Source organism: Bradyrhizobium shewense (assembly GCF_900094605.1).
GTDB classification, from domain to species: Bacteria; Pseudomonadota; Alphaproteobacteria; order Rhizobiales; family Xanthobacteraceae; genus Bradyrhizobium; species Bradyrhizobium shewense.
This window is the reverse complement of record NZ_FMAI01000008.1, coordinates 204,196-217,781: the sequence shown is the minus strand read 5'-3', so window position 1 is coordinate 217,781 and position 13,586 is coordinate 204,196. Positions and strand designations below refer to the sequence as shown.

Sequence of the window (13,586 nt, the reverse complement as noted above, 5' to 3'; positions counted from 1 at the left end):
GCGCCGTCATTCCGGGCCTGCGCCTTGCGGCGCATCCCGGAATGACGAGATAATGGTGCAGCATCAGGAGAACCATCCCCATGTACATCGCCATGAACCGCTTCCGCGTCGCCAAGGGCTCCGAGGCCGCTTTCGAGCAGGTCTGGCTCAGCCGCGATACGCATCTGGACAAGGTGCCGGGCTTCGTCGAATTCCATCTGCTGCGTGGACCCGAGCTCGAGGACCACACGCTCTATGCCTCGCACACCGTGTGGGCAAACCATGCCGCGTTCGACGCCTGGACCAAGTCCGAAGCGTTTCGGGCCGCGCACCACAAGGCAGGCGACAACAAGCCGCTCTATCTCGGCCACCCCCAGTTCGAAGGCTTTGAGGTGATGCAGACCGTGGGACGCGGCGCGAAATAACACGCCGCGCCTCGAACGTCAGCCCAGCGTGATCTTGTCGATCTCCGCCATCTCATCCGCGCTGAGCTTCCAGGCGATCGCCTTGACGTTCTGCTCGATCTGCTCGACACGGGTGGCGCCGGCGATCACGCTGGACACCTGCGGGCGGGCGGCGAGCCAGGAGAAGGCGAGCTCTAGCATGCTGTGGCCACGGGCCTTGGCAAAGGCCTGGAGCTTCTCGACGATGTCCTCGTTGCGCGGTGTGACGTAGCGGTCGCGCAGCCGCTCAACCTTGCCGAAGCGGGTATCATCGGGCGCGGCCTCGCCCTTCCGGTACTTGCCGGTCAGGAGTCCGCTCGCGAGCGGGAAGAACGGCAAAAGGCCGAGCTTGTACTCCTGCGCCGCCGGCAGCAGGTCCTTTTCGATGTCGCGCACCAGCAGGCTGTATTCGTCCTGGCAGGAGACGAAGCGGCTGACATTCATCGCCCGCGCGACGTACTCGGCTTCAGCGACGCGCCAGGCCGGGAAGTTGGAATTGCCGATGTAGCGGACCTTGCCCTGGCGGACGAGATCGTCGAGCGCGCGCAGGCTCTCCTCGATCGGCGTCAGCGGGTCGTAGTCGTGCTGCTGGTAGAGATCGATGTAGTCGGTCTTCAGCCGCCTCAGGCTCGCTTCGACGGCGTCCATGATGTAGCTGCGCGAGGCGCCCTGCTTGGTTCCGTCCTCCGCCATCGGCTTGGAATATTTCGTCGCCAGCACGATGTCCTTGCGGCGGTCGCCCAGCACAGCGCCAAGCACGTTCTCCGAGCCGCCCATGTTCGAATAGATGTCGGCGGTGTCGAACAGGGTGATGCCGAGATCGAGCGCGCGATGGATCACCTTGCGCGAGGTCTCCAGATCCGTGCGCTGGCCGAAATTGTTGCAGCCGAGCCCGACCGCGGACACGCGAAGGCCGGAGGCGCCGAGATTGCGAATTTCCATGGGAGATCCTGTCAGAGAGAGCAGCCACTCATTGTGACCATCGTGCGCCGCAGCAGCAAGGCGCGCGCCGCGCTGCTGCCATGCTGACAAGGCGGACAAAAAAATGCGGCCCCTGTCAGACGCGGCGACTGACGGGGACCGCTTGGGGCGCTTGATCGGTGACGGGGGGCCTGATCAGACGCAGGTGCAGCGTAGTCCCGCTATGTTACGCGCGGGTGACAGCGGGAGTTATCCACAGGTGCGGGCAGGGATCAGAACAGCTTGCGATAGACGATGAAACCGGACCGCTCCGCGACCTTGTCATACAGGCGCTGTGCCGTGAGATTGGTCTCGTGCGTCTGCCAATAGACGCGCGGCGATCCCGCCAGTTTCGCCCGCTCATAGACGCCGTGGATCAGCGCCGAGGCGACACCCTTGCCGCGCGCGGCTTCCAGCGTGAACAGATCCTGCAAATAGCAGGACGGCTCGATCGCGGTGGTGCTGCGATGAAACAGGTAGTTCGTCATGCCGAGCAGCTTGCCGTCGCTCTCGGCGACCAACCCATGTACCGGATCATAGGCATCGAAGAAACGCTGCCACGTCATCGCAGTGATCTCGCCCGCCAGCGCGGTCGGGCCGGAGCGGCCGTAGAAGGCGTTATAGCCGTCCCACAGCGGCAGCCATTGATCGTAGTCCTGCCTGGTGACGGCGCGAATGGTGAGCGACATGTGGAATTCCTGCGATCGATGGGACGTCCTTCATACGTGATGACGGGCGTGCCGATCAACCGCCAGCCGCATCACTCCGCGGCGCGCAGATGCCGCATCAGCCTGCGGCCCGTGGGATCGCGCAGCGAGCGGTAGTAGTCGGCGCGTGAGGGCGCGTCGGTGTGGCGGACGAGGTCGGTCACCGGCGTGTAGCTGAGCATGCGTCCGCCGTCGGGCAGCGCGGCGCAGACGAAGCGCAGCACCTCGCCGTTGCGCAAGGCGATGTTGATCGGCGTGGCATCGCCGATGCGCACCATCTCCATGCGCTGCGCGATGAAGGTGCCGAGCTCGTCTTCGGGCAGCTCGAACGCGCCGGTGTCGCGGCCGTGATACATCAGCGCGATGAAGGGCGGCTTGCCGTCGGCGATCTCGTCCGGCACCGCGAAATAATCGCGGAAGGCGCGGTTGATGAACTCGGCCCGCGTCTCGGCATCGAGCAGCACGATGCCGATATCGACCTGGTCGAGCGCGGCCGACAGCCGTGCCGCCGTGGCGTGGCTCCGGCGCTCGGCCGCGACCGTGCCGAGCAGCCGCTCGCGCATCAGGCCGGTGATGCCGGCGGTGGCGGCAGTCGTGATCGCCAGCAGGCCGAGCTGGACCAGATCGGTGGTGGTCAAGCCGGAAACACCGTGGCGGCCGAGGAGGAGCAGCGCCGCGCCGATCACCGCGACGGCCGCGCTGGTGATGGCGGAGGCGAGACCCGACAGTGCGCCGGCGAGCGCCACGATGCCGACGAGCAGCGGAACGGGCGAGGCAGTGGGGAGAAAGCGGTCGAAAAGCATCGCCAGCAGCAGGGTTGCTGCCGTCAGCACCGGACCGGAGATCGCACGCCATCCGAACCGCATGGACCCGTCTCGCTCCTCCCGAACGAGGTAACGTCGCAACACTGACTGATCGTTGCGCCACCGCGATACGTTTTCCCGCGATGTGTTTAAGGGCCGCTTGCGTGCAAGCTTCAGGTTTTCGGATGATTTTAGACCAAGTGGGCGTGCTTGAGGGGCTGTTGCAGCGCAGGCGCATTCAGCGTCGAAATCCCCGGGCCCTTGCGCGTGACGACAATCAACAGCGACGCCGCGACCAAAATGGCCGCAGTCAGTGCGATTGCAACGACTACCACGGGTGATTTCATCGACGTCCTGTCGCGATGCCTGAAGGCACGGGCCACGCGGCGCCTTGAAGGCTGGACCAGGATGAAACGGGAATCAGACCGGCAGGCCCATCGCCATGGTCGCCTTGGTCGACAGCACCGTCAGGGTGACGATCAGGCACAGCGAGAGCGCGGCGACGGCGAGCGAGGCCGCGACCGCGTTGGTCAGCCGGGAAGACGCGACGGTAGCGGGATGGCCCTGAAAGCCTGCCGTGCCGGACGCCCGTATCATGGTCTAAATCCTTCAACGTGCGAGCGAATCACCCGCGACTTTCCACAATTTCCCAGTTTCAACCGGCAATATTGCGGCGGCTATCGCGCGGAAAATGGCGGGATTGCGGCGATGTTACCTTTGTACTCGCTATTCGCCAGAGCGCAGGGCGCGCGCTCAGGCCCCGGCGGCAATGCTGGCGGGGTCGTCGACGTCGGCCGGCCGCCAGTCCATCGACACGAAGCCCGGCGCAGCTTCCACCCGCTTCAGCCAGTCGCGGATCGCCGGGAAGGCCTGGAGGTCGAAGTCGCAGCGGTCGGCGAGGTGGGTGTAGCCGTACAAGGCGATGTCGGCGACCGTGAGCTGGCGCGCGGCGAAATAGGCGTTGGTCTTGAGGTGGTTCTCCATCACCTGGAGCGCGCCATAGCCGCGCTCCATCCAGTCTTCCAGCGAATGGGTCTGGAGGTCGCGGCCGCCCTTGACCAATGATAGCCAGAAATAGGCGGCGCCGATGTTCGGCTCCAGCGCGTGCTGCTCGAAGAACATCCATTGCAGCGCCTCGGCGCGGTCGATGCGGTTCTCGGGCGCGAGCGGTGTGCCGACGGCGACGTACCAGAGGATGGCGTTGGACTCCGCGAGAAAGCGGTCGTCGCCGACCTCGAGCAGCGGCACCTGTCCCGACGGGTTCTTGGTCAGAAAGTCCGGCGTGCGGCTCTCGCCGCGCAGAATGTCCACCTCGATCGCTTCGTAAGGCACGTTGAGCAGCGCCAGCGCAAGGCGGACCTTGTAGCTGTTGCCCGAGCGTTGCATCGAATAGAGTTTGTACATTCTGAGAATGATTCCGGAAGACGGGGACGCGCGTCGCTCGTTGCCGCGCGAGGCGGCTAAACAATGATGCCGATGCGAATCCGCCGCAAGGGCCGGCCAATAGAAAAACTCGAAATCCCTACCGCACTGCAGCGCCACGGAAGATCATTTCCGCGCGACGATGCAAATCAGATCACGCTTGCGTCAGCATGCGAGCGCTTGGCTCGCGCGATCGTGCGCAGGGTGAGCGATTGGGGAAGAGCGCTGTCATCAACCCAGTGCGCCGTCATGCCCGGGCTTGTCCCCGGGCATTCACGTTCTTCGTGCCGCGGGTGAGGCGTGGATGGCGGGACACTGGCGAGCGGAGAGCGACGCCGTCCTTCGGACGGCTATGCCCGGCCATGACGGAGCTTCAGCACGCAACACGCAAAATTGCTCCGAGGACAAGCCTTCCGGGATATGAGCGATTCGCGCGATAAAGTTGCGGAAAATTGCTGGAAATCGCTGCTTGAACCGCTCCAAATCCGTAAGTTTTTCCGAGATCGGGCCGAAGTTTCTTGCGGCGCAGCGGCACACGTTTTAGGGTATCTCATTCCCACAATCAGAGTCGTGAGGCCCAGGGCTTTTCGACGCTTGTCAGGAGATGACGATGTCCTTCCTTGCCGCTGCGCTCGACCGTGTGAAGCCGTCCGCGACCATCGCGGTCACGGATAAAGCACGCGCGCTGAAAGCGGCGGGCCGCAACGTCATCGGTCTCGGTGCCGGCGAGCCCGACTTCGACACGCCCGCGAACATCAAGCTGGCGGCGATCCGCGCCATCGAGGCCGGCAAGACCAAGTACACCGCGGTCGACGGCATTCCCGAGCTGAAGGACGCGATCATCGCCAAGTTTCAGCGCGAGAACGGCGTTGCCTACAAGCCGAACCAGATCATCGTCGGCACCGGCGGCAAGCAGGTGCTGTACAACGCGCTGATGGCGACCATCAATCCGGGCGACGAGGTGATCATTCCCGCGCCGTACTGGGTCAGCTACCCTGAGATGGTGGCGCTCGCCGGCGGCGAGCCGGTGCCGGTGGTCTGCACCGCTGCGACCGGCTTCAAGCTCCAGGCCGAGGCGCTCGAGCGCGCGATCACGCCGAAGACAAAATGGGTGATCCTGTGCTCGCCGTCGAACCCGACGGGAGCCGCCTACACGCGTTCCGAACTGAAGGCGCTCACCGACGTGCTGGTGAAGCATCCCCATGTCTGGGTGATGACCGACGACATGTACGAGCATCTCGTCTATGACGACTTCCAGTTCACCACGGTGGCGCAGGTCGAGCCGAAACTCTACGACCGCACGCTCACCGTGAACGGTGTGTCGAAGGCCTATTGCATGACCGGCTGGCGCATCGGCTATGCCGGTGGCCCCGCGCAGCTGATCAAGGCGATGTCGACCATCCAGTCGCAGTCGACCTCGAACCCGTCCTCGATTGCGCAATGGGCCGCGGTGGAAGCTCTGAACGGTCCGCAGGACTTCATCCCCGCCAACAACAAGGTGTTCAAGGAGCGGCGCGACCTCGTCGTCTCCATGCTCAACCAGGCCAAGGGCATCGAATGCCCGCGTCCCGAGGGCGCGTTCTACGTCTATCCGTCCTGCGCCGGCACGATCGGCAAGACCGCGCCGTCGGGCAAGGTGATCGACAATGACGAGACCTTCGTCACCGAGCTCCTTGAGACTGAAGGCGTCGCGGTGGTGCAGGGTTCGGCCTTCGGCCTCGGCCCGGCGTTCCGCATCTCCTACGCGACCAAGACCTCGGATCTCGAAGACGCATGCAAGCGCATCCAGCGCTTCTGCGGTAATTTGCGGTAAGTCTGTCGCGACGAGAATTGAAAAGGCCCGCTTCGTGCGGGCCTTTTTTATGCGTGTTCGATGAGTGGAGTCGGATGGGCTTTTGCTTGGGGCAGCATTGTGCCTTGTCCCTCACCCGGATCACGCCGGACGATGCTTCGCATCGCCGGGGCGATCCGACCTCTGCCCGCTGAAGAGCGGGGAGAGGTTAGGACGCCCGCCACGCGCCATTGAAGTTTGATTGGCTTTGAGTGAGGGGCGCACCGCTCTCTCACTCCCTCGCCCCGTTCTTACGGGGGGCGGGACGAGCAAAGCTCGCCCTGAGAGGGTGGGGTGAGGGGCTCTCTCCACAAGTTCGATTCTAACCGCCTGCGATCTGGCACCCACAACGCACTTGTGGCATAGACCATCGCGCAGCGTGCAGTGCGCCTTCTCTGCTCGCATCACTTCATCGCCGGAGACATTTCATGCGCCGTTCGTTCATCTTCGCCGGGCTCGCCGCCGCCAGCCTCGTTGCCTCCAGCGTGAGCGGCAGTGCGCAGCAGCGGATGGCCCGGGTCGGCGTGCTCGAATGCCGCGGCGGCGCCAGCGTCGGCTTCATCGTGGGATCGGTGACCCATCTCGGCTGCGTGCTGCGCGCCGATGGTCTGCCCGACGATCGTTACGTCGCAACCATCCGCAAAGTCGGTCTCGACATCGGCATCACCCAGGAGACGGCTTTGGCGTGGGGCGTGTTCGCGCCGGTCGACCGGCTCGGCCCCGGCGACCTCTCGGGCAATTATGCCGGTGCGCAGGGCAGCGCCTCGGTCGGTGTCGGCTTGGGGGGTAACGTGCTGGTCGGCGGCTCCAACAATTCGATCGCGCTCCAACCGCTCAGCGTGCAGGGCCAGGTCGGCCTCAACATTGCCGCCGGCCTCGAGAGCCTGGAACTTCGTCCGGGCCGTTGATCGCGCGCCGGGCGGGTGGTGCTGCTCCACCTCTTCCCAGCGGGAAGAGGTGGAGCACCACCGTTAAGACTTGATCTAACTGACGACGCACCGCAGCGACGTTTGATGCTTGCCAAATCTCGGGGACGGGCAGAGCATCTGCGATTGCCGACCCAATCATGGGCCGAGCTCCACACCAAGGAGGCGGCGAATGGGACAAGACGTCAGAAGTCCCCGAGGTCCACGGTGCATCGCGCTGGTGGGCCCTTTCCAAAGCGGTAAAACCACACTTCTCGAAGCAATACTGGCGCGAACGGGCGCAATCCCGCGTGCCGGCAGTGTCGACGCCGGAACTTCCGTCGGCGACGCTGCGCCCGAGGCCCGTCATCACAAGATGACCGTCGGGCTCACTGCCGCCACCACGAGTTTCATGGGCGACAGCTACACTTTCCTCGATTGTCCCGGTTCCGTCGAGTTTGCCCACGACATGCGCGCCGCGCTGCCCGCGGTCGATGCCGCGATCGTGGTCTGCGAGGCCGACGAGAAGAAGCTGCCGCAGCTTCAGATCATCCTGCGCGAGCTGGAGGAGCTGAAGATCCCGCGTTTCCTGTTCCTCAACAAGATCGACCGTGCGAGCCAGCGCATCCGCGAGTCGCTCGCAATGCTGCAGCCCGCCTCCCGCGTGCCACTGGTGCTGCGCCAGATCCCGATCTGGAAGGACGAACTGATCGAGGGCTTCGTCGATCTCGCGCTGGAACGCGCCTTCATCTATCGCGAGCACAAGGCTTCCGAGGTGGTCGCGCTCGAAGGCGGCAATCTCGACCGCGAGAAGGAGGCCCGCTTCTCGATGCTGGAGAAGCTCGCTGATCACGACGACGCGCTGATGGAGCAGCTGCTCGAAGACATCCAGCCGCCGCGTGATGCCGTGTTCGACGATCTCGCCCGCGAATTGCGCGAAGGGGTGATCTGCCCTGTGCTGTTAGGGGCAGCCGCGCGCGAAAACGGCGTACTGCGTCTGATGAAGGCGCTGCGTCACGAGGCGCCGGGAATAGCGGAGACCGCAAAACGTCTCGGCGTTACCGAGACCAGGGACGCGCTCGGCTTCGTGTTCAAGACGCTGCATTCGCAGCATGGCGGCAAACTGTCATTGACGCGGCTGCTCGCCGGCCATCTCGACGACGGCGCCACGCTGCAATCCGCTTCCGGAGGAGCGGGCCGCATCTCCGGCATCCTCGCCGTCAACGGCGCCTACGACACCAAGCGTGCCACAGCTGAAGCTGGCGACACGGTGGCGCTCGCCAAGCTCGATCCGATCAAGACCGGCGACACGGTCTCGAGCGGCAAGACCCCGCCTGCGGCGCTCGCGGTCTCGGAGCCGACGTCGCCGGTGCTCGCGATCTCGGTTGCGGCCACCGATCGCAAGGACGACGTCAAGCTCGGCCAGGCGCTGACGCGGCTGCACGAGGAGGATCCCTCGCTCGTCATCGTGATGAACGCCCAGACCCACGACACCGTGCTGTGGGGACAGGGCGAGATGCACTTGCGCGTCGCCAGCGAGCGGTTGCGCGACCGCTTCGGCGTCAAGATCACCTCGCATCCACCGGCCATCGGCTATCAGGAGACCATCCGCAAGCCGATCGTCCAGCGCGGCCGCCACAAGAAGCAGTCCGGCGGCCACGGCCAGTTCGGCGACGTCGTGCTCGACATCAGGCCGTTGCCGCGCGGCGAGGGCTTCAAGTTCGCCGAGAAGGTCGTTGGTGGCGCCGTGCCGCGCAACTACATCGGCGCGGTGGAAGAAGGTGTCGTCGACGGATTGACGCGCGGTCCGCTCGGTTTCCCCGTCACCGATTTGCAGGTGACGCTGACCGACGGCTCCTATCACAGCGTCGACTCTTCCGATCTCGCCTTCCGCACGGCGGCGCGGATCGGACTCAACGAGGGCCTGCCGCATTGTCAGTCGGTGCTGCTGGAGCCGATCCACGTGGTCGAGATCGTCTGTCCGACCGACGCCACCGCCAAGATCAATGCGATCCTGTCGGCGCGGCGCGGCCAGATCCTCGGCTTCGACACGCGTGACGGCTGGAGCGGCTGGGACAGCGTCCGTGCCATGATGCCGGAAGCCGAGATCGGCGAACTGATCGTGGAACTGCGCTCGGCCACCGCCGGCGCCGGCAGCTTCACCCGCACGTTCGACCACATGGCCGAAGTCACAGGCCGCGCCGCCGACCAGATCATCGCCGCGCATCAACACGCGGCTTGATCAAGCTGGCTTAGTCAGGGACGGCACTCTCTCACACCCTCTCCCCGTCCTTACGGGGAGAGGGTTGGGGTGAGGGCTGTCTCCACGGTGCGACGCTTCATTTAGGCCGCGCCCTCTCTCCACTCGTCATTGCGAGCCACCGGGTCCGCGCAAAGCGCGGCCCGATGACAGGCTCCGCGAAGCAATCCAGACTGTCTCTGCGGAGGCAGCCTGGATTGCTTCGTCGCAAGAGCTCCTCGGAATGATGGAGGAGATAGGCGTAAGCCCCTTGCGCTTGCCCATGGATGATGTATTTTACATCATTGTACACGTCTCAGATATCATTTATAAGTTCTGGTAAGTGAGGCCAAGGTGATCACGTCGTTCCAGATGCGGGCAGCCCGCGCGCTGCTGGGCATTGACCAGAAAACCCTGGCCGAGCTCGCCGGCGTTTCGCTGCCGACCATCCAGCGGATGGAGGCCAGCACCGGCAATGTGCGCGGCGTGGTCGAGACCCTGATCAAGGTGGTCGAGGCGTTCGACCGGGCCGGTGTCGAGCTGATCGGCGAGCAGGTCCGCAGCGACAGCGGCGGGCGTGGCGTCCGCCTGAAGGAGCCCGGGCCGCCGCGTCGGGTGGGGGCGTGATCTTGCGGGTCATGCCCGGAGCAGACTGAACCAGCGCACCGTCGCGTCCGAATCGCGGCCGCACGATGCAGTGGAGCATTGTGGGGCAGCGGAGCATGAGCATCACAAGCGATCACGCAAGCCGGCTGCACCAGCTGCGTCAGCCGACCTTCGCCGAACTGTATCTGCCAAAGCTCGTCACCGTCTGGCGTGAAGGCTACGGCGTCGCGGACTTCCGCGCCGACGTCTTCGCAGGGCTGACGGTTGCGATCGTGGCGCTGCCGCTGTCGATGGCGATCGCGATTGCCTCGGGCGTGACGCCGGACCGCGGTCTCTACACCGCTGTCGTCGGCGGCTTCATCGCCTCGCTGCTCGGCGGCAGCCGGTTCCAGATCGGCGGACCCGCCGGCGCCTTCATCGTATTGGTCGCAGCGACCGCGGAACGTCACGGCGTCGATGGCGTCATCCTCGCCACCCTGATGGCGGGCGTGTTCCTGATCGCCGCGGGCCTGCTCCGGGTCGGCACCTACATCAAGTTCATTCCCTATCCGGTGACAGTCGGATTCACCGCTGGCATCGCCGTGATCATCTTCGCCAGCCAGCTCCGCGATCTCGGCGGCATCACGCTTGCTGGGAAAGAGCCCAGCGAGTTCGTTCCAAAGCTGGTCGCACTCGCCGGCGGTCTCAACACCATCAATCCATCCGCCGTGGCGGTCGCAATCATCAGCATCGCCATCATCGCGGCCTTGCGGATCTGGCGGCCGTCCTGGCCCGGCATCCTGATCGCGGTCGTGCTCGCCGCCGTGGCGTGTGCCGTGCTGTCGCTGCCGGTGGAAACCATCGGGTCGCGCTTCGGCGGCATTCCGCGCGAATTGCCGTCACCGTTGCTGCCGGCGTTCTCGGTCGCGAAGGCGAGCGCCGTGCTGCCGGATGCGATCGCGTTCGCGCTGCTGGCAGCTATCGAGTCGCTGCTGTCGGCGGTGGTCGCCGACGGCATGACCGGGCGCCGTCACCGCTCCAATTGCGAGCTGGTGGCGCAAGGCGCCGCCAATATCGGCTCGGCGCTGTTTGGCGGCATCTGCGTCACCGGCCTGATCGCGCGCACCGCGACCAACATCCGCGCCGGCGCGCGCGGGCCGCTGGCCGGCATGCTGCACTCCGTGTTCCTGCTGCTGTTCATGCTGATCGCGGCGCCGCTCGCAAGCTACATTCCGCTGGCCGCGCTCGCCTCGGTGCTGGTCGTGGTGGCCTGGACCATGGCGGAGAAGCACGAATTCGCCACGCTCCTGCGTTCGTCGTGGGGCGACGCCGTCGTGCTGCTCGCGACATTCCTGCTGACGATCTTCCGCGATCTCACCGAAGGCATCCTGGTCGGCTTTGCGCTCGGCGCCGTGCTGTTCATCCATCGCATGGCGGAGATGACGGGCATCGAGGAACGCTCGCCACTCGTCGCCGGCGATCGTCCCGACGACGGCAACGGCGATCGCGTTCGCTACGATCCTGCGCTTGCGGTCGATCGCGACGTGCTGGTCTATCGCATCACCGGCGCGTTCTTCTTCGGCGCGGCCTCCGCCATCGGAGGCGTGCTCGACGAGGTCGCCGACAAGCGCAAGGCCTTCGTGGTCGATTTCGCCGCGGTGCCGTTCCTGGATTCGACGGCGGCCAACGTGCTCGGCCGCGTCGCCGCCAAGGCGCACCGCCAGGGCATCCGCCTGTTCATCACCGGCGCCTCGCCCGCGGTCCGGCGCGCGCTGCTCACCCATGGCGTGACGCCGCCCCGGGCGCGCTATCGCCAGAGCCTCGAGCGCGCGATCGCCGACATCAAGGGCCGGGCGGCCGACGAGGCTGCGGCGGACTAGCGACGTCCGCACGCTTGACAGGCCCCACGGGACGCGAAATGGATCGCCTCGGGAATACGACCCCCGAGGAAAAGATGACCGCGCCCAAAGCTCCTGCAGCCTGTCTGATCGGATGGCCGGCCGCGCATTCGCGCTCGCCGCTGATCCATCATTACTGGCTGCGCACGCTCGGCATCGCCGGCGGCTATGTCATCGAAGCGGTTCCGCCCGAGGATCTCAGGGATTTCGTGCTGCGGCTGTCACTGCGCGGCTTCGTCGGCGCCAACGTCACCATCCCGCACAAGGAGGAGGTGCTGGCGCTGTCCACTCCCGACGCCCGCGCCAAGGCCGTCGGTGCCGCCAACACGCTGTGGTTTGCCGACGGCGAGCTGCGCTCGACCAACACCGACGTCGAAGGTTTCATCGGCAATCTCGACGCCAGCGCGCCCGGCTGGGATGCCGCCGAGGAGGCGCTGGTGCTCGGCGCCGGCGGCTCCTCGCGGGCGGTCGTGTTCGGTCTGCTCGAGCGTGGGATCAAGCGCATCCATCTGGCCAATCGCACCATCGCGCGGGCCGAGACGCTGGCAAGACAGTTCGGGCCGAACGTGCATCCCGTGACGTGGGACGGGATCGACGATGTGCTACCGCGCGCAAAACTTCTCGTGAACACGACCTCGCTCGGCATGCACGGCCAGTCCTCACTCGATGTTGATGTCGCGCGCCTGCCGCAGGCGGCGGTGGTCGCCGACCTCGTCTATGTGCCGCTGGTGACGCCGCTGCTCGCCGCCGCAACGGCGCGCGGCCTGAAGACGGCAGACGGGCTCGGCATGCTGCTGCACCAGGCAGTGCGCGGCTTCGAGCTGTGGTTCGGCCGGCGGCCGGAGGTCACGGCCGAGCTGCGGGCGCTGGTCGAGGCCGATCTCACAAAGACTTGAGAGAATAGCACGCGTCGTCCGGAGTTCTCCATCCGGGGGACAATCGGAGACCGTCATGTCTGTTCAACGCGCAACTTTCACACGTCCGCTCATCGCCGTCGCGATGGTGGCCGCTTCCACCCTCTATGCCTACGCGCAGAGGGCACCGGTGCCGACGCGCGTGCGCGGCACGATCGAAAGCGTCAATGGTGACACGATGCAGGTCAAATCGCGCAGCGGCGAGGACGTCAAGCTGCGCATCGCTCCCGACGTGAACGTATCCGGGATTACCAAAATTTCACTCGCCGACATCAAGGTCGGCTCCTTCGTCGGCGCCACCACGGTGCCGGGACCGGACGGCGGCCAGAACGCGGTCGAGGTCCACGTGTTTCCGGAGAGCATGCGCGGCACCGGCGAGGGCTCGCGGCCCTATGACCTCAAGCCGAATTCGAGCATGACCAACGCCACGGTCTCGGAGAGCGTGGTCGGCAATGACGGCCATACGCTGCTGGTCAAGTACAAGGACGGCGAGAAGAAGGTGTTCGTCGCCGACAACACGCCGGTGGTGACCTTCGTGCCTGGCGACAAATCCGACCTCAAGGCCGGCGCCAAGGTCATCGCCTTCATGAAGCAATTGCCGGACGGCTCGTTCGAGACCAACCGCGTCAGCGTCGGCCGTGACGGCCTGACGCCGCCGATGTGAGTTGGGGGGCGCTGCCGCAGTGGTCCCTGCGAAAGCAGGGACCCATTCGTGATCGTTCGATGTGAGAAGATTGCAGTACCGCGCGAAGACTGACTAATCACCAGTCCTCGCCAAACTACTCCCTGTGGTCATGGGTCCCGGATCGGCGCTGCGCTTGTCCGGGACGACAGCGGAAATTTGTGGCTGCGATCTTCGATCACGCCGAGATCTCGTAGGGTGGGCAAAGGCGCATTTGC

Annotated in this window: 14 protein-coding genes; 8 read left to right on the top strand and 6 right to left on the bottom strand. The window is 65.4% G+C overall.

Annotation, left to right across the window (positions count from 1 at the left end; translation table 11 throughout):
- Positions 1-80: 80 nt before the first annotated feature.
- On the top strand, positions 81-404 hold the full coding sequence (hmuQ, locus tag GA0061098_RS17700; RefSeq protein WP_027534263.1) for a heme-degrading protein HmuQ: 324 nt from the start codon (positions 81-83) through the stop codon (positions 402-404).
- A gap of 18 nt (positions 405-422) precedes the next feature.
- Here hmuQ and GA0061098_RS17695 read toward each other — a convergent pair whose 3' ends face one another.
- From GA0061098_RS17695 to GA0061098_RS17675, 6 genes are all read right to left on the bottom strand, one after another.
- Positions 423-1,364, bottom strand: a complete 942-nt coding sequence (locus GA0061098_RS17695; RefSeq protein ID WP_091958441.1) for an aldo/keto reductase — start codon at positions 1,362-1,364, stop codon at positions 423-425.
- Between the two features lie 251 nt (positions 1,365-1,615).
- Complete coding sequence (locus tag GA0061098_RS17690; RefSeq protein WP_091958437.1) at positions 1,616-2,071, bottom strand: GNAT family N-acetyltransferase; 456 nt, start codon at positions 2,069-2,071, stop codon at positions 1,616-1,618.
- 71 nt (positions 2,072-2,142) lie between these two features.
- Positions 2,143-2,955, bottom strand: coding sequence for a PAS-domain containing protein (locus GA0061098_RS17685; protein WP_091958432.1), 813 nt, complete (start codon positions 2,953-2,955; stop codon positions 2,143-2,145).
- Positions 2,956-3,083: 128 nt separating this feature from the next.
- On the bottom strand, positions 3,084-3,239 hold the full coding sequence (locus tag GA0061098_RS17680; protein WP_165637429.1) for a hypothetical protein: 156 nt from the start codon (positions 3,237-3,239) through the stop codon (positions 3,084-3,086).
- 73 nt (positions 3,240-3,312) lie between these two features.
- Entirely contained in the window at positions 3,313-3,489 is a 177-nt protein-coding gene (locus tag GA0061098_RS45040) for a hypothetical protein (RefSeq protein ID WP_018318299.1), read from the bottom strand.
- A 156-nt stretch (positions 3,490-3,645) separates the two neighbouring features.
- Positions 3,646-4,296, bottom strand: a complete 651-nt coding sequence (locus GA0061098_RS17675) for a glutathione S-transferase family protein (RefSeq protein ID WP_018318298.1) — start codon at positions 4,294-4,296, stop codon at positions 3,646-3,648.
- Between the two features lie 628 nt (positions 4,297-4,924).
- Here GA0061098_RS17675 and GA0061098_RS17665 point away from each other — a divergent pair.
- From GA0061098_RS17665 to GA0061098_RS17635, 7 genes are all read left to right on the top strand, one after another.
- On the top strand, positions 4,925-6,127 hold the full coding sequence (locus GA0061098_RS17665; protein WP_026201996.1) for a pyridoxal phosphate-dependent aminotransferase: 1,203 nt from the start codon (positions 4,925-4,927) through the stop codon (positions 6,125-6,127).
- A 446-nt stretch (positions 6,128-6,573) separates the two neighbouring features.
- A complete protein-coding gene (locus tag GA0061098_RS17660) occupies positions 6,574-7,053 on the top strand; it encodes a DUF992 domain-containing protein (protein ID WP_028140527.1) in 480 nt (159 codons plus the stop codon).
- Positions 7,054-7,243: 190 nt separating this feature from the next.
- The gene (locus GA0061098_RS17655; protein WP_091958426.1) at positions 7,244-9,292 is read left to right on the top strand and encodes an elongation factor G; all 2,049 of its coding nucleotides are present in this window, start codon (positions 7,244-7,246) and stop codon (positions 9,290-9,292) included.
- A 351-nt stretch (positions 9,293-9,643) separates the two neighbouring features.
- A complete protein-coding gene (locus GA0061098_RS17650) occupies positions 9,644-9,916 on the top strand; it encodes a helix-turn-helix domain-containing protein (protein WP_026201995.1) in 273 nt (90 codons plus the stop codon).
- Between the two features lie 95 nt (positions 9,917-10,011).
- Positions 10,012-11,754, top strand: coding sequence for a SulP family inorganic anion transporter (locus GA0061098_RS17645; RefSeq protein WP_091958419.1), 1,743 nt, complete (start codon positions 10,012-10,014; stop codon positions 11,752-11,754).
- A 74-nt stretch (positions 11,755-11,828) separates the two neighbouring features.
- On the top strand, positions 11,829-12,668 hold the full coding sequence (locus tag GA0061098_RS17640; protein ID WP_091958835.1) for a shikimate dehydrogenase: 840 nt from the start codon (positions 11,829-11,831) through the stop codon (positions 12,666-12,668).
- Positions 12,669-12,723: 55 nt separating this feature from the next.
- On the top strand, positions 12,724-13,350 hold the full coding sequence (locus GA0061098_RS17635; protein WP_018318290.1) for a hypothetical protein: 627 nt from the start codon (positions 12,724-12,726) through the stop codon (positions 13,348-13,350).
- Positions 13,351-13,586: the final 236 nt, after the last annotated feature.